The organism is Magnetospirillum fulvum (assembly GCF_900108475.1).
GTDB classification, from domain to species: Bacteria; Pseudomonadota; Alphaproteobacteria; order Rhodospirillales; family Magnetospirillaceae; genus Phaeospirillum; species Phaeospirillum fulvum_A.
In genome coordinates, this window is the sequence record NZ_FNWO01000018.1 from 11,984 (window position 1) to 26,973 (window position 14,990).

Below are 14,990 nucleotides of genomic sequence, written 5' to 3' on the forward strand. Positions count from 1 at the left end.
GAGGCGCAAAGCGGACCTCAAACACTAAGCTGCGCTCGTTCGCTTCCGATAAACCTACTCACCGGCCTCGATAGCACTGCTGTGGTGATAGATGTCGAGCAGCCGCGTCCACCGTCTTCCAATTATTCCATAAGCTAAGGGCCGGCTCTGGTATGGGAGCCGGCTCGTTGCATTGAGGGATCCAAGATAGAAAAAACGATCCCTCAAAATGGACTGCGGCACGCTGTTGCTTCGTTTGGGCCACGTTATGCCGCGCACCGGCCAAACTATGGTGCGCGGCATAACGGGCCATCGGCGTTAGCTGCATCCGGTGGTGCCGCCGCAGGTGTCGCATTTCAGGCAGGTGCCGTTGCGGACCAGGGTGAAATTGCCGCATTCGGGGCAGGCGTCTCCTTCATAACCCTTCATCCGGGCGGTGCGGATTTGCTCGGCGCGGGCGTCGAACTCCTCCAGCATCGCGTCGGCGTCGATCTCGTCGGAGGCCAGCGCCAGCGGGGGCGGGGCCAGCCGCATTTCCCCGGTCGCGTCGGCGGTCAGCGCGGTCTGAATTGCCCGCTTGGGGAACATCGAACGGACATAGCCGGTCGAGGCGACCCGCTTGACCACCTCAAGCTGACGGGCCGAGGCGCGGGGGTCAAGCTGACCTTCGGCGGCACCGCGTCCGACCGTGTCGGGGGTCAGGTCGGCCGGTTCGACATGGGCGAGGTCGTTGCGGCCCAGATACGAGATCGCCAGTTCGCGGAAGATGTAATCGAGGATCGAGGACGACATCTTGATCGTCTCGTTGCCTTCGACCATCCCCGACGGTTCGAACCGGGTGAAGGTGAAGGCTTCGACGAATTCTTCCAGCGGCACGCCGTATTGCAAGCCGACCGAAATCGCGATGGCGAAATTGTTCATCATCGCGCGGAAGGCGGCCCCTTCCTTGTGCATGTCGATGAAGATCTCGCCCAAGCGGCCGTCTTCGTATTCGCCGGTGCGCAGATAGACCTTGTGCCCGCCGACGATTGCCTTCTGGGTATAGCCCTTGCGGCGGTCGGGCAGCTTGGAGCGGCGGCTGACCAGCCGTTCGACCAGCTTTTCCGCGGCAATCCCGGCCCGCGCCGCCGCCGGGGCATCGGCAATCGCCTCGGCCAGATCGCCGCCATCGTCGAGCAAGGCGGCCTGGAGCGGCTGGCTCAGTTTCGAGCCGTCGCGATAAAGCGCGTTGGCCTTGACCCCCAGCCGCCACGACAGCAGATAGGCCTCCTTGCATTCCTCGACCGTCGCCGAGTTGGGCATGTTGATCGTCTTCGAGATCGCGCCGGTGATGAAGGATTGGGCGGCGGCCATCATCCGGATATGGGCTTCGACCGACAGCAGGCGGGTGCCGGTGCGGCCGCACGGGCTGGCGCAATCGAACACCGCCAGATGCTCGGGCTTCAGGAACGGCGCGCCTTCCAGCGTCATCGCTCCGGTGACGTGAAGGTTCGCGGCCTCGATCTGCTCGCGGGGGAAGCCCAGCCAGCCCAGCAGGTCAAAGCCGGGATCGTCCAGCTTCGCCGAAGGGATGCCGAGACTCTTGGTGCAAAACTCTTCACCCAGTCCGTACTTGTTGAAGACGAACTTGATGTCGAAGGCGGATTCCAGCTTGGATTCGAGCGTCGCCAGGGTGGCGGCGTCAAAGCCCTTCGCGGTCAGGGTCTCGTGATTGATGAACGGCGCGTTGGTCAGCGTCGCATGGCCGACGGCGTGGCGGACGATCTCGGCGATGTCGCTCTCGCCATAGCCCAGGGTGCGCAGCGCCTCGGGCACCATCCGGTTGATGATCTTGAAATAGCCGCCACCGGCCAGCTTCTTGAACTTGACCAGGGCGAAATCGGGCTCGATCCCGGTGGTGTCGCAATCCATCACCAGACCGATCGTGCCGGTCGGCGCGATCACCGAGACCTGGGCATTGCGGAAGCCGAAGCGCTGGCCTTTGTCGAGCGCGACATCCCAGGCGCGGCGGGCGGCGGCGACCAGGGTGGCGTCGGGGCAATTGGCGGCGTCGAGCGGCACCGGCGGCACCGACAGCCCTTCATAGCCGGTCCCCAGGCCGTGGGCGGCGCGGCGGTGGTTGCGGATCACCCGCAGCATCGACTCGCGGTTTTGCGGGAAGTCGGCGAACGCGCCCAACGCTTCGGCCATGTCTGCCGAGGTGGCATAGGATTCGCCGGTCATCAGCGCGGTGATCGCGGCGATCAGGGCGCGGCCGTGCTCGCTGTCATAGGGGATGCCGTCGGCCATCAGCAGGCCGCCGACATTGGCATAGCCAAGCCCCAGGGTGCGGAAGCGATAAGACAGTTCGGCGATGCGGTCGCTGGGGAACTGGGCCATCAGCACCGAGACTTCCAGCACCATCGTCCACAGCCGCACCGCGTGACGGAAGCCCTCGATGTCGAACTTGCCGTCGGGACCACGGAAGCACAGCAGGTTCAGCGAGGCGAGGTTGCAGGCGGTGTCGTCGAGGAACATGTATTCCGAGCACGGATTCGACGCGTTGATCCGGCCGGACTCCGGGCAGGTGTGCCATTCGTTGATGGTGGTGTCGAACTGGATGCCGGGATCGGCGCAGGCCCAGGCGGCTTCGCCGATCTGCTCCCACAAATCGCGCGCCTTCAACGAGCGGATCACCTTGCCGGTGGTGCGATGGGTCAGCGCCCAATCGGCATCCTCGGTGACGGCGGTGAGGAAGGCGTTATCGACCCGCACCGAATTGTTCGAATTCTGTCCCGACACGGTCAGATAGGCTTCGGAATCCCAATCGGTGTCCATCACCGGGAAATCCATCTTCGAATAGCCCTGCCGGGCGAACTGGATCACCCGCTGGATGTAATTCTCGGGGATTTCCGAACGCCGCGCGGCCAGAATCGCCGCTTTCAGCTTGGCGTTACGCTTGGGATCGAAGCGGGCATCGTCCTTGACCGCGCCCTCGGCGCGGCAGGCCTGCATCACCTCGGTCAGATGGCGGGCGGCCAGACGCGACCCGGCGACCAAAGCCGCGACTTTCTGTTCCTCGCGCACCTTCCAGGCGATGAAGGATTCGATGTCGGGGTGATCGACATCGACCACCACCATCTTGGCGGCGCGCCGGGTGGTGCCGCCCGATTTGATCGCTCCGGCGGCGCGGTCGCCGATCTTTAAGAAGCTCATCAGTCCGGACGAGCGCCCGCCGCCCGACAGCTTTTCCCCTTCGCCGCGCAGGCGGGAAAAGTTGGTGCCGGTGCCCGAGCCGTATTTGAACAGCCGGGCTTCGCGCACCCACAGATCCATGATGCCGCCCTCATTGACCAGATCGTCGGCGATCGACTGGATGAAGCAGGCGTGGGGCTGGGGATGCTCGTAGGCGGAGTCTGACTGGACCAGCTTGCCGGTGCGGTAATCGACATAGGAATGGCCCTGGCCCGGCCCGTCGATGCCATAGGCCCAATGCAGCCCGGTATTGAACCATTGCGGCGAGTTCGGCGCGGCCATCTGGCGGGCCAGCATGTGGGCGAGTTCGTCGCGGAAGGCCAGCGCGTCGTCCTCGGTGTCGAAATAGCCGCCTTTCCAGCCCCAATAGGTCCAGGTTCCGGCCAGCCGGTCGAACACCTGACGGGCGGTGCGCTCACCGACGAAGCGCTCGGCCTCGGGCAGCGCCGCCAGCGCGACCGGATCGGGCTCGGACCGCGACAGCCAGCCCGGTACGCCGTCCTCGGCGACCGGGCGGGTCGCCGCCGGAACCCCGGCCTTGCGGAAATATTTTTGGGCCAGCACGTCGCTCGCCACCTGCGACCACGCCGCCGGAATCTCGATGTCGGCGGCGGAGAACACCACCGATCCGTCGGGGTTGCGGATCTCGCTCGATGCCGTGCGGAACTCGATGCCTGCATAGGCCGATTGGCCGGCTCGGGTGAAATGTCGCTGGACCCGCATGGCTTTTCCTTCGCGTGGTGGGGGGAGACGGAGCCTTGGCCCCGGCGAAGGCGATCCTATGACGGATCGTCCTAAATCGTCAATATCTGGTTTATGTGTGGTGATGTGCACACAATATAGGGTTAATCAGTGCTGGGCTTGCGGGTGTGGTAGCGCCAACTTTCCAGTGAATACAGCGTGATGGAGCCCCAGATGCAGGCAAAAGTGACCATCGTGTGCGGCCCTGGACTCTCGCCGAAGGCCAGCACGGCCAACAGGAAATGCCCGGTTGGGGCGAGATACTGGAAGAAGCCCAGGGTGGCATAGCGCAGCCGCAGCGCGGCGGCGGCGAACCACAGCAGAGGCAGCGCGGTGACCGGGCCGCCCGCGATCAGCGCGAGCGCCAATTCGGGAGAGCCGCCGAACAGCGGGTTTCCCGCCGCCGCCCGCCAGACCAGATAGGCCAGCGCCAGCGGGGCCATCAGACCGGTCTCGACCGCCAGACCGGTCAGGGGCGCCACCGCCGGTAATTGCTTGCGCAACAGGCCATAAACCCCGAACGAAACCGCCAGCGAGATCGCGACCCACGGCGGCTGATCCCCGGCCAGCACCGGCTCGGCGACGCCGCCGACCGCCAGCGCGACCGCCAGCCATTGCAGCGGCCGCAGCTTTTCCTTCAGCACCAGCACGCCGAGCGCGACGTTGACCAGCGGGTTGAGGAAATAGCCCATGCTGGCTTGCAAGATGTTGCCGCCGGAAACCGCGGCGATGAACACCAGCCAGTTGAAGCTGATGCACAGGGTCGAGGCGGTCAGCACCAGCAGGCGGCGCCTGGACCCGACCAGCATCCGCAATTCGTCGAAGCGGCGCTGGTACCAGACCAGGACGATGACGAACAGCAGCGACCACAAGATGCGATGGGCGAGAACTTCGGCGGGCGGCACCGTCGCCACCAGTTTCCAGAACGCGGGGAACATCCCCCACGCGCCATAGCAGGCCAGAGCGAAAAAGACGCCTTCGCGGGTGCGGGCGGACGAATCGGGGGGAGGGGAGGGGACCATCCTGGCACGATGCCCGAGCCGTCGCCGCCGCCGCAACCCCTCCTTGGTCATATCAGCCCGGCCCGTGCGAGGGACAGAAGAGCCATTGCTCTGTGGCGATAAGGAGAAATCGTCGAGATCAAGTCTCTCGTTAGGATATAATGCGGCCTTCCTTGTTTCGGTAAGGGGGATATCATGTCGAACTTGGAGCTTATGGCGATCGGCGACTCGCTCTATCAGGGGGTGCGGTCGATGACGATCAAGACCGACCTGTGTCGAACGAGTACGCCAGCCCAGGTGGCCGCAGCCTTGGGCGAGACCGAGTTCGCCTCGCCCGATCCGGGCAATCCGATGATCATTGATCCGGAAAGATGGCTGAAAGACCCGCATAAGCTTGGGCGGGAACTGGCCGAATACGCCGCCTATTGGCAAAAGGAGCCGGGCTCGCCGCACGGGCTCGCCTGCTTCGACAATGTTTCTGTGGCAGGGTCGGAGGTCTGGCACCTCTACGACTTCACCGCCACGCAAGGCCAAGCCCAGGCGCGGGAGGAATTCGCCAAACTGGGGGGTGCGCCGCTGTCGCTGTCCACGATCGGCAAGGTCGATCTCAGCCGGATGATTTATGGCATCAATTCCCGCTTCGTCCTCAACCCGGGCAATCTGCCCGACCATGCCGAAAAGACTCAGATCGGCTGGGTCGCCGAGAGGAAGCCCCGCCGCCTGCTGGTCAATATCGGCAGCAACAACGGTCTGTGGGATATGTGTCTGAAGGGCGATCCCAAGGCCGGTCTGTATTTCGGCAAACCCGGCGGCAGCGATCCCGACGATTACAGCCAGATCGAAGCTCTGGCCGAAGCGCTCGATTCCCTGCCGCCCGAGGTTGAAACGATCTATTTCAACAGCCTGGGCCGTCCGCGTTGCGTCGCCAACCTGATGCCTAATCCCGACAATGTCGAGTGGGCGACCCACCCCGGCGAGGCGTATTTCGAATCCTACGAGAACCGTTTTGCTCTGTCGCCCGCTTACAATCTCCTGTCGGCCGAGCAGATGAGCGCGCTCGACCAGCGGGTCGCCCAGGCCAACGCCCGGATCGCCGAGATCCTGACCAAGGGGATCACCCGCCACCGTCTGGCCTTCGTCGATTTCTTTGGCCTGCTGACCGACAAAGACGCCAAGCATTGGGGCGATTCGCGCGCCACCTGGGCCGCCAACCACAGGATCAGCAACAACACGTTCCAGTCCGGACTGCTGGGCGGCTTTGCTCATGGCGGTCTGTTCGGGCTCGACGGGATGCACCCAACCACGGTCGGGTACGGCATTGTCGCCCAGCGGGTGCTCGACGTGATCGCCCAGACCGAAACCTCCCCCTCGCAGGCGGCGAAGGTCGACCTCGACGCGCTGTGCCGCGAGGATTGGCTGATTCAGCATTGTTCGGCCAAGTGGACGCCGCTGCTGTTCGGCTGGCGCGATTACCGCCGCCTGCACGCGGGGCGTGCCGCGCTCGAGCCCTTCGCGGAGGAGAATCACGCCATCATCGATCTGATGGCGGCGGCGCGTTTCGGAGGATAGGGAGGGTGAGGGGCCGCCGCGCCTCGTGGCGCGGAAGGCAAGGGGCGCGCAGGCGCCCCGCCCGCCGCTTGAGGGCCTGCACGGATCGACTCCGATCCGTGCAGATTGATATTACTCGGCGGCACTTCCCTTCAGACGTTCGATCCGGGCGCCGCAGGCGGCCAGCTTCTCCTCGACCCGCTCGTAACCGCGATCAAGGTGATAGACCCGGTTGACGATGGTTTCGCCCTCGGCGGCCAGCGCGGCCAGGATCAGCGAGACCGAGGCGCGCAGGTCGGTTGCCATCACCTCGGCACCCGACAGGCGGGGAACGCCGCGGACGATCGCCGACGCCCCGTGGACGTTGATCCGCGCCCCCATCCGGTTCATCTCGGGGACGTGCATGAAGCGGTTTTCGAAAATCGTCTCGGTCATCATCGACGCGCCCGAGGCGGTGGCCATCAGCGCCATCAACTGGGCCTGCATGTCGGTGGGGAAGCCGGGATAGGGTTCGGTCATGATGTCGATGCCGTGAATCTCGCGTCCCTCGGCGCAGACTCTCATCCCGCGCGCAGTCGGCTCGACCAGCACGCCCGCTTCGATCAGCACCTTGGTCACCGCGTCCATCAGATCGGGCCGGGCGCCGACCAGTTCGATATCGCCCCGCGTGATCGCGGCGGCGATGGCATAGGAGCCGGTCTCGATCCGGTCCGGCACCACCGAATAGCAGGCTCCGTGCAGCCGGTCGACCCCGGTGATCCGCAGGGTTCCGCTGCCGATTCCCTCGATCTTCGCCCCCATCGCGACGAGGCAATGAGCCAGATCGGCGACTTCGGGTTCGCGGGCGGCGTTCGAGATCACCGTCTCGCCTACCGCCAGGGTCGCGGCCATCATGATGTTCTCGGTGCCGCCGACGGTCACCTGGGGGAACACGATGTTGGCCCCCTTCAGCCGTCCCTCGACGCTGGCGACGATATAGCCGCCTTCCAGCGCGATCTTGGCCCCCATCTGCTCCAACGCCTTGAGGTGCAGATCGACCGGACGGGTGCCGATGGCGCAGCCGCCCGGCAGCGAGACACGGGCCTGGCCTTCGCGCGCCAGCAGCGGACCGAGCACCAGCACGCTGGCCCGCATCTTGCGCACCAGATCATAGGGCGCGGTGGTGTTGCTGATCGTCGCGGCGGTGAGGTCGAGCACCCGGCCGGTATGGCCGCCATCGGCCGAGGCGCCGTTCAGCAGCATCTCGACCCCATGCTGGGCCAGCAGGTTGGCCATCGTGGTGATATCGACCAGATGGGGCAGGTTCGATAGCGACAGCGTCTCGTCGGTCAACAGACAGGCTGGCATCAGCGTCAAGGCGGCATTCTTCGCCCCGCCGATGGTGATCGCTCCCCGAAGCGGCGTGCCGCCGATAATGCGGATCCTGTCCATGATCTGAGTCTGTTCCTTGGCGAAAGCGGGGTGAGCGTGAGCAAGACGCCCCGTTTAGACCCCGCCCCGATTCCGGTCAAGAGTGGCGACAGGGTGGAGCGGATTCCGCCCTCGGTGTTCCGGCTGGAACGGCGGGCGCGGTTCGGGTAAAAGCCCGCTATGATTCTCACCCCGCTCGATCACGCCACCCTCGACCGTCTTGCCGCCGATTTCGATCGCGCCTTGGCCGACGACCCGCTGTCCCGTTCGGTGTTCGCCCGCGTTACCGCGTTGCGGCCCCAGGGCGACCTGCTCACCCTCTCGACCGATCCCGACCAATTGACCCAGGCGGTCGAGCTGTGCCGTCGGTTCGGCTTTGGCATTCTCGACCTGGCCCCGTCCGATCATTTCACCTGGGACGGCCATTCGGTCGCGATCCGGATCGAGCCCAGCGTGCTGGTCCACGAGGTCGGCCATTATCAATTGGCCGCCCCGGCCCGGCGCAAGGTCTATGATTTCGGCCTAGGCGCCGGGCCTGAGACCGGCCGCAAGGAAGAGGCCGACGCGGTGCAAAGCCTGTTCCTGCCTGAACGCGACGTCGAAGAGGGACTCTGTTCGCTCCTCGGTATCTTGTGGGAAGCCGAACTCGGCCATCCCGCCGTGCTGGCGTTTCTCGAACAGAATTGGATGGAGGGCGGTGCCAGCCTCCACAACGTCGCCCATTTCCGCAAGGTGGTGCGCTGGCTGGCGGAAATGGGGCTGATCGACGGCGATGGGCGTCCGACGATGGGCGTCCGCGAAGAAGGCGACGAGACGTTCTTCGTCCGCTGGTACGCCGAAGGCTGAGCCCACGGAGATACCAACCGGTCACTGACGTGATGCCACTTGGATTGGACCTGCCGAATCCTGGGTATGTTAATAGCACACCCAAAGTGGCATCAGCAAGGACGCTCTTGTGCGGGAGAGGCGTGGAAGACCAATGACATAAGCAAAAAGGCCGCCAATCCAGAGGATTAACGGCCTGTTGTCGTGCTTAGAAAGCGTGTGTCGCAACTCCTTTCTTACCGCGAGGCGGGTTGTAGTGTCAACGGAAAACCATGTGTTTTCCGAACTGGTTGGCTCGTCCTTTTTTGACTTACGTGATCCACGCCCTCCGCAGGAGGGGCGATGACCAGCGATTCCCCAATGCGGGCGGCCTTGGCGGCTGCTATGGCGCAAAAGCGCGCCGTGTGCGCAGCCCGAGCGGCCGAACTGAGCCCGGCCGAGGCCGAGGCGTTTGAGCAAACATGGCGAGCGCGGGCCGAGCGTGCCGAGCGGGCCAAAGCAGCCCGAAATGAGGGGCGGCGGAACCGGCGGACCCGCGACGACAATCCCGGCCCGACACCCTCGCGGCTATGGGCGAAGGCGGTGTCGTGCGATGCCGCCCGCGATCGGCGGCTGACGATGGGGGCGCGCACCGCGCTGCTGATCATCCGAGCGCTGACCGCGAAGGGCTCCCGGATCAGCCGCAACGGCCTCGCCGTCGCACTCGGAGTCTGCGTCCGCACCATCCAGCGCTATCTCGCCGAACTGCGGAAGCACGGCTACATCCGCACCCGACTGATCTGCAACCGGATCGGTTGGGTGATCGCTCAGGCGATCGAGATCACCGAACGGGTGCTCCCCCACCACTTCCGGCCCCGCCTTGCCGCCAGCTTCGCCGACGGTCTGGCCCGTTGCCTCGGGGCCAGCGAAAGCCGCAGGAGTCCGGGGGCGACAAATCTGTCCTCCAGTCAATCCAGAGTCTTTCCTGACCAGACTGGACACGTTCGGGGGTGACGTCAACTTCATGGCTGCCGTGTGCATCGCGGCAACTGTCAGCTACTAGTTATGAGCCCTGATCCTAAATTATTCTCCGCAAAGTGCATTCTTGAATGGTCTACGAAATGGCGATTCCGCTTCAAATAAGTTTTCACCCTGGATTACCCTGCATTCTACGGCAGACCTTTTTTTAATTTCCTTTTCGGCTTCCTTAGCACTCTTTGGATATTCTTTAATATACCTTCTCTCGGTTGCAACGATATCAGGGCTTCCGGGCGATCGACAATTGTCCTCAGCGTCATGATAAATTATGCAAGCAGGTCCTGCCGCCTGATTAGAAGGAGAAAATCGCGATTTTATTCTGAATGCAAATCTAGCGTAACCGGTCAGGTTTCCATTGTATGTATAATATGCTTTTATAAAATGAAAATTTTCACCACCGAATTTAGAAACACTCAAATCTATGGGGGAGCTTAGGCTGTTAATTTTATATTTATTAAAGACCCATGTTTTAGAGTCATCCTTAATGGCATCAGAAATAGAAGTATACAAACTCTCATAAGAGTGGTTAATGTCAGATATTTTTTTGCTAAATTCTAATTTTTCAGAATTAATTATATTGTCATTTTCTGATTTTTTAATTTCATTTATTTTTTTCTGCTCAAGAGCGTATTCTGGAGTTCTTTTGTATAGATCAAAATCAATTTCTTTTATCTTTTTATCAATATCGAGAATATCTTCTTTTGCCAGATTTATAAAAAAATCTATGCTTTGAACATCACCAAAAAAATCATGCCCATATTCCGCCATGCTGAGTGCATGACTTTTTTCTGAAAATAAATATCTTTTTCTTGCGCTCTCACTTACCCCTTCGATATCAATCTGATTTCTAGCAATTTGCAGTAATTTTTTAGAATATAAAAAGTTATTTACATTATTTGTTTTTTCCCTTTTTCGAAAAAGGCATTAGCAACACTTATCTTTGAATGATAAGTCATGAAATATGCCTTATTTTCCTCAATTTCCAAATTTAATAAATTTGAATTTCTTCGAGAAATTTTTTCTTTGCAGTAATTTTCATAAATATCACGCCCAGAGTAACTATATGCTTCGTAAATATTCATTCCGTTTACGCACTTTAACTCAAAGCTATTCCTATCATAGCAAAAAAAGCCATCGATTGATTCACAGGTATCATCCATTTTTTTGCTTGAGCGACGCCCAAATATGGTCCACTCATGCAAGATGAAACCATTATGCAGGCTGCGGCAGTTGCAATTCCTTGTTTCAAGCAAATGGGCATAGCATTCCTTTTTAATGGAATAAGCTGAAATTTCCCTTTGACGGCTTATCCGGCCCCCAAACAGCACCAAATAGCGTGATTCCACGCCCAACCTGAAGGGGAAATTTGAGACAACTAACATTTCATAACGGAACCTGTCAATGAATCCGCGACACCGGCTCTGACAATTTAGGCAGCAATTCTCTGTGCTGGGGGATTGATCCAGACCGCATTGGGCGGATCTGGCGTCTGTGGCGGCTTGCATACAAAACGCTGCGGATGGCGTTGGAGGGCCTGATCGAGGACGGCCTGACGGGTATGGCGCACGGCCTCGGCGCGGGCGTCCTGGATCGATCCGAACCGCTCGGGGAAGGTCGGATGATATTTCATGGTCTTGAACTGGCTTTCCGAGAAGGGATTGTCATTGGATTGGTGGGGCCGGGAATGGCTTTTACCGACGCCCAGGCTGGCCAGCAGCAGCGCCGTCGATGTTGCGGTCATGAGAGCGCCCCGGTCGGCGTGGATGGTCAGGGTTCCCGAGCGGATGCCATGACGCTTGCAGGTCTCGGCGATCAGGCGGGCGGCCAGGGCGGCGTTCTCGTGTTCGGCCAGCAGCCAACCGACGACGGCGCGGCTGAAGATGTCGAGGATGACGTAGAGATTGAAGAACTGCCCCTTGTTCGGCCCCTTCAGCTTGGTGATGTCCCACGACCACACCTAGTTGGGGCCGGTGGCCAGCAGTTCAGGCTTGGCATAGGCAGGATGGCGGGCCTGGTTGCGGCGCTCGCGCACGTCGGCGTTGGCCGCCAGCAGGCGATACATGGTGCGGATCGAGCACAGACAGTGTCCTTCATCCAGCAAGGTGGCGTAAACCTCGGCTGGGGCCAGATCGACGAAGCGCGGTTGGTGTAGGACATCCATCACGGCTTGGCGTTCCGCCGCCGACAAGGCCCGATGATGGGCCTTCCGGGGCGGCGGCGCCTCCGTTGCCGGGTTTGCCCGGCGGGGATAAAGGCCGCTCCGGTCGAGACCCAGGATCGCACAAACGGCACGGCGCAAGCCGGAGGGGACTTGTGCGGCGATGGTGTCCGTCAGGACCCGCCGTCGCTCCCGGTCAGTTTGATCTCCATCAGGGCCGCAACCTTTTTTGGATGTCGATGGCAAGTCGGGCCGCCTCCAGCTCGCGCCGGAGCTTGGCGTTCTCACGCCGCAAGGCACGGTCGTCGTCGTCACCGGCGGACTGGGCCGGAGCAATGCGGGCTGGGGGGCCGCGCTTGACGCTCACCAGCACGCCGTCCCACCGCTGTTTCGGCACCGAAGACGAATAGACGCCTTCGCGCCGCAGAATGGCGCCGATTTCACCGGGATGCAGGCAGCCATCCAGTTCGGCCAGCAGCGCCGCCTTGTAGGCCGCCGTGAAACTGCGCCACCGGATCGCCACCAACTGCATTTGAAGACACTTTCCCCACCATGGTCGCTTTCCTCTGATCATTGCTTACTCAACCCCACGCAGGGAGTGTGTTGCAAGGATCATTGGCACAGAGGGCATTGCGGCAATGGGCGGGCAGCGGCGTGGGTCTATTCTATGCGATTGCCAATGCGTTGGATGGGCTGAGCCGGGCCGAGGCGGCCCGCCTGGCGGGCATGGAGCGCCAAGCGCTTCGGGACGCGGTTGTTCGCTATAATGCCGAGGGCGTTGATGGCCTGTTCGACCAGCCCAAAGGGCATCGGCCCGAATGGCTGACGGAGGCCGAGCAGGCCACACTGGCGGCTGCCATCTTCAAGGGGCCGGATCCGCCGGTGGATGGTGTTTGCACCTGGACCTGCGAGGCGCTGGCGATCTGGATCTCGGAAAAATTCGGCAAGTCGATTTATCCCGACAGCGTCGGCCGCATCCTACGCCGCACCGGCATGTCGCGGCAAAAGGCGCGGCCCGTCCATCCCAAGGCGAACCCGAAAGCGCAGGAGCGCTTCCAAAAATAGGGCTCCCCGAAGCCCTGACCGCTGCCGCCCTGTCCCATCCCGACAAGCGCATCCGCTGTTTTTTCAGGATGAAGCCCGTGTCGGCCAGAAGGGACGCACATGCCATCTTTGGTGGGTGAAGGGGCAAAGGCCCCCGGGCTTGTGCGATCAGCGTTTCGATTGGACCTACATTTTCGCTGCCGTCGAACCCGCCACCGGAGCCGAGTTCGCCCTCGTCCTGCCAACGGTGTCCACTGTCACCATGAGCTTGTTCCTGACCGAGTTCGCCAACACTCTCGCTCCCGACGACCACGCTGTGATGGTTCTGGACGGTGCCGGGTGGCACGGCAGCGCAGCCCTTGCGGTTCCGGACAACATCACGCTGGTCCCGTTGCCGCCCTACTCACCAGAATCCAACCCCGTCGAACGCATCTGGCTCTACCTGCGAGAGCGGTTCCTGTCCCTCCAAGTTTGCCCAGATTAGGAAGCCATCATCCAGGCATGCTGTGATGCCTGGAATGTCCTGGCCGCAGATGCTCAGCGCATCAAAACCCTCTGCCTCTACCCATGTATCAAAGAAGTCATTTCATAGGACGGTCGGTCTTACTGCGCCGCCGCCCGTTCGCCGAACAGCCGAGTGTAATAGCCCAGGCAGGCATAGCCGTTGGCGATCGATCCTGTATCCTGGGCGATGCTGCCGACCCAGCTTGCCTCGGGGGTCAGTTCTTTTTTGACCCAGTTGCAGATGCTGATCGAGATGCCGTGGCGCTGCGTCGCGGCGCGGATCAGGTCGAGCTTTTCGACGCAGATCGCTTTTTCCGGGGCGAGGCGCGAGCGCTGCTTCAGGTGGGTCTGGTTCTCCTCCATCAGGTAGGAGACGAAGAATTCGCGCAGGCGGGTCGGGTCGAAATAATTGATGTATTGGGCGATCAGAGCCAGGTTCGCCAGATCGGCGGTGAGGAATTCCGGCTTGATGTTGATGACGCCTGCCTTCGCCAGCGAGGACATGTAATCCTCGACATTTTCCGGGGTCAGGAATGGCAGGATCAGCGGCTGGCACAGCACCGAATCCGACACCAGCCCAAGGTCGCGGGCGCGCACCATCACCTCGAGCCGGTCTTCGATCGTGCCTGCGTGCGGCTCCAGGATGTTGCGGAGATAGCGCGGCATGATGCCGATGCTGCCATTCCACTGCGCCCGGCCAGCCAGACGCCCGGCCAGCGACAGGATCGTGTCGCCGCGATGGGCGAATTCGACCTGTTTCAGCCCCGCCTTGGAGCAGATGAACACCCGCACCCGCGAGTCGGGATAGGCTTCGAAATGGTCGATGAAGGTGCGCAGGATGTCGTGGGCCAGCCCCGACACCAGATGCGGCTCGCTGAACGCGTCGGTCTTGGGCGAGAAATAGTAAAACGTGTTCTTGTCCCGATTCGCTTCAAGCGAGCGGCGGAGCTTGTCGGTGTAGTTGGTGAAGATTGCGATCTGGGTGCATTGGTTGCCGTCGGTGACAAGGCAATATTGGCAGGCGATCGAGCACGAACCCACCGAGGGCGTGACCTCAAGGACGTTGGTCGGGCAGATGTTGGTGTAATTGTGGATTTCGAGGTCTTCGCTGGGGTCAGTCTCGGCCTCCAGATAGGTCGTTACCGGTTGCAGGCTGCGATTGTCGAACAGGCTCAGGTAGCGTTGTGACCCCGCCAGCAACGCCTGGCGGACCTCCGCCGTGACCGGATAGGGCAGGCCGAGGGAATCGATCAGGGCGTCATCAATCATGATCGGCGAGAAATCGGCCAGATCGTGGGCGCTGCCGTGATCTTCAAGGTTGATGAATTCTGGCATTTGTCCGCCTCTTCGGTTGAGTGACGCGCCGAGCGGACCGGGGACTCTGTTCCGTGCCGCAGCGGTCTGAAGTAAGGTACGTTGACGATGGCAATGTGTCGAAAATACACGATCAATCGGCTTCGATGCAAACCTGGGTTGGTATCGACAAATTTTGATCTCAAGTGTATCCTGTTTAGTCAATTTATGGTCTG

General features: G+C 61.4%; 14 protein-coding genes. 5 read left to right on the top strand and 9 right to left on the bottom strand.

The features are described 5' to 3' along the window. Positions 1 to 297: 297 nt before the first annotated feature. Both BLW40_RS16015 and rarD read right to left on the bottom strand, forming a co-directional pair. A complete protein-coding gene (locus BLW40_RS16015; protein WP_074770369.1) occupies positions 298 to 3,936 on the bottom strand; it encodes a vitamin B12-dependent ribonucleotide reductase in 3,639 nt (1,212 codons plus the stop codon). Positions 3,937 to 4,058: 122 nt separating this feature from the next. Continuing rightward, positions 4,059 to 5,027 carry an EamA family transporter RarD gene (gene rarD, locus BLW40_RS16020; RefSeq protein WP_244511232.1) on the bottom strand — a complete coding sequence of 323 codons (969 nt, stop codon included), beginning with the start codon at positions 5,025 to 5,027 and terminating at the stop codon, positions 4,059 to 4,061. Between the two features lie 123 nt (positions 5,028 to 5,150). On the opposite strand from rarD, the gene BLW40_RS16025 reads away from it, so the two are divergent. Beyond that, complete coding sequence (locus BLW40_RS16025; protein ID WP_139305633.1) at positions 5,151 to 6,524, top strand: SGNH/GDSL hydrolase family protein; 1,374 nt, start codon at positions 5,151 to 5,153, stop codon at positions 6,522 to 6,524. A 111-nt stretch (positions 6,525 to 6,635) separates the two neighbouring features. Here BLW40_RS16025 and murA read toward each other — a convergent pair whose 3' ends face one another. Then, positions 6,636 to 7,934 carry a UDP-N-acetylglucosamine 1-carboxyvinyltransferase gene (gene murA, locus BLW40_RS16030; RefSeq protein WP_074770375.1) on the bottom strand — a complete coding sequence of 433 codons (1,299 nt, stop codon included), beginning with the start codon at positions 7,932 to 7,934 and terminating at the stop codon, positions 6,636 to 6,638. Positions 7,935 to 8,093: 159 nt separating this feature from the next. On the opposite strand from murA, the gene BLW40_RS16035 reads away from it, so the two are divergent. Together BLW40_RS16035 and BLW40_RS16040 are read left to right on the top strand one after the other, a co-directional pair. Continuing rightward, complete coding sequence (locus BLW40_RS16035) at positions 8,094 to 8,759, top strand: hypothetical protein (protein WP_074770377.1); 666 nt, start codon at positions 8,094 to 8,096, stop codon at positions 8,757 to 8,759. Positions 8,760 to 9,080: 321 nt separating this feature from the next. Continuing rightward, positions 9,081 to 9,731, top strand: a complete 651-nt coding sequence (locus tag BLW40_RS16040) for a helix-turn-helix domain-containing protein (RefSeq protein WP_139305634.1) — start codon at positions 9,081 to 9,083, stop codon at positions 9,729 to 9,731. A gap of 69 nt (positions 9,732 to 9,800) precedes the next feature. Here BLW40_RS16040 and BLW40_RS17500 read toward each other — a convergent pair whose 3' ends face one another. The 5 genes from BLW40_RS17500 to BLW40_RS16050 form a co-directional block, all read right to left on the bottom strand. Beyond that, on the bottom strand, positions 9,801 to 10,523 hold the full coding sequence (locus tag BLW40_RS17500; protein WP_139305635.1) for a hypothetical protein: 723 nt from the start codon (positions 10,521 to 10,523) through the stop codon (positions 9,801 to 9,803). Between the two features lie 119 nt (positions 10,524 to 10,642). Further along, positions 10,643 to 11,101, bottom strand: coding sequence for a hypothetical protein (locus tag BLW40_RS17505; RefSeq protein WP_139305636.1), 459 nt, complete (start codon positions 11,099 to 11,101; stop codon positions 10,643 to 10,645). Positions 11,102 to 11,184: 83 nt separating this feature from the next. Then, on the bottom strand, positions 11,185 to 11,712 hold the full coding sequence (locus BLW40_RS18210) for an IS3 family transposase (RefSeq protein ID WP_083386835.1): 528 nt from the start codon (positions 11,710 to 11,712) through the stop codon (positions 11,185 to 11,187). Then, positions 11,713 to 11,919, bottom strand: a complete 207-nt coding sequence (locus BLW40_RS18215) for a hypothetical protein (protein ID WP_483099578.1) — start codon at positions 11,917 to 11,919, stop codon at positions 11,713 to 11,715. A 205-nt stretch (positions 11,920 to 12,124) separates the two neighbouring features. Next, complete coding sequence (locus BLW40_RS16050; protein WP_083386837.1) at positions 12,125 to 12,445, bottom strand: hypothetical protein; 321 nt, start codon at positions 12,443 to 12,445, stop codon at positions 12,125 to 12,127. 83 nt (positions 12,446 to 12,528) lie between these two features. Here BLW40_RS16050 and BLW40_RS16055 point away from each other — a divergent pair, with 83 nt between their 5' ends. After that, positions 12,529 to 12,978, top strand: a complete 450-nt coding sequence (locus tag BLW40_RS16055) for a winged helix-turn-helix domain-containing protein (protein ID WP_211656792.1) — start codon at positions 12,529 to 12,531, stop codon at positions 12,976 to 12,978. After that, positions 12,935 to 13,441 (top strand): IS630 family transposase, encoded by a 507-nt coding sequence (locus BLW40_RS17720; RefSeq protein WP_280139930.1) that lies wholly within the window; start codon positions 12,935 to 12,937, stop codon positions 13,439 to 13,441. The genes BLW40_RS16055 and BLW40_RS17720 overlap by 44 nt, the downstream gene beginning before the upstream one ends. Positions 13,442 to 13,560: 119 nt before the next feature. Here BLW40_RS17720 and BLW40_RS16065 read toward each other — a convergent pair whose 3' ends face one another. Then, on the bottom strand, positions 13,561 to 14,796 hold the full coding sequence (locus BLW40_RS16065) for a radical SAM family protein (protein WP_074770385.1): 1,236 nt from the start codon (positions 14,794 to 14,796) through the stop codon (positions 13,561 to 13,563). Positions 14,797 to 14,990: the final 194 nt, after the last annotated feature.

Excerpts from the sequence above, each read along its gene's own strand:
- BLW40_RS16050 (WP_083386837.1), bottom strand. The coding sequence starts at position 12,445 with ATGCAGTTGGTGGCGATCCGGTGGCGCAGTTTCACGGCGGCCTACAAG.
- BLW40_RS16025 (WP_139305633.1), top strand. The coding sequence starts at position 5,151 with ATGTCGAACTTGGAGCTTATGGCGATCGGCGACTCGCTCTATCAGGGG.
- BLW40_RS16015 (WP_074770369.1), bottom strand. The coding sequence starts at position 3,936 with ATGCGGGTCCAGCGACATTTCACCCGAGCCGGCCAATCGGCCTATGCA.
- BLW40_RS16065 (WP_074770385.1), bottom strand. The coding sequence starts at position 14,796 with ATGCCAGAATTCATCAACCTTGAAGATCACGGCAGCGCCCACGATCTG.
- murA (WP_074770375.1), bottom strand. The coding sequence starts at position 7,934 with ATGGACAGGATCCGCATTATCGGCGGCACGCCGCTTCGGGGAGCGATC.
- BLW40_RS16035 (WP_074770377.1), top strand. The coding sequence starts at position 8,094 with ATGATTCTCACCCCGCTCGATCACGCCACCCTCGACCGTCTTGCCGCC.
- BLW40_RS17500 (WP_139305635.1), bottom strand. The coding sequence starts at position 10,523 with ATGGCGGAATATGGGCATGATTTTTTTGGTGATGTTCAAAGCATAGAT.
- rarD (WP_244511232.1), bottom strand. The coding sequence starts at position 5,027 with ATGACCAAGGAGGGGTTGCGGCGGCGGCGACGGCTCGGGCATCGTGCC.
- BLW40_RS16040 (WP_139305634.1), top strand. The coding sequence starts at position 9,081 with ATGACCAGCGATTCCCCAATGCGGGCGGCCTTGGCGGCTGCTATGGCG.